We start from the raw sequence: 389 nt of genomic DNA, 5'->3' as shown, positions 1-389 counted from the left end.
ATGGCGACTGACGTCTTATCCGGCCTACGCGTGTTGTGTTGTCTGCGCCGGATGGCGACTGACGTCTTATCCGGCCTACGTGTGCGGTATTGTCTGTAGGCCTGATAAGCGTAGCGCATCAGGCGATGCAGGTTCGAATCTTATAAATCGCAGATAGCAAAAAGGCGCCTTTAGGGCGCCTTTTTACATTGGTGGGTCGTGCAGGATTCGAACCTGCGACCAATTGATTAAAAGTCAACTGCTCTACCAACTGAGCTAACGACCCGAAGTGGTGGGTGATGACGGGATCGAACCGCCGACCCCCTCCTTGTAAGGGAGGTGCTCTCCCAGCTGAGCTAATCACCCACTTCGGTACTTCAATTTTATTGTAAGAAATCCAGCTGGCGAGA

At 52.4% G+C, this 389-nt stretch carries 2 tRNA genes; both read right to left on the bottom strand.

The annotated features are described in order from the left end of the window. Positions 1-189 precede the first annotated feature (189 nt). A tRNA-Lys gene (locus tag FDW94_RS14465) sits at positions 190-265 on the bottom strand. A gap of 4 nt (positions 266-269) precedes the next feature. After that, positions 270-345, bottom strand: a tRNA-Val gene (locus FDW94_RS14460). Positions 346-389 lie beyond the last annotated feature (44 nt).

Source organism: Citrobacter sp. wls757, assembly GCF_005280935.1.
Classification (GTDB): domain Bacteria; phylum Pseudomonadota; class Gammaproteobacteria; order Enterobacterales; family Enterobacteriaceae; genus Citrobacter; species Citrobacter portucalensis.
This window is presented reverse-complemented; position numbering and strand designations above follow the sequence as displayed.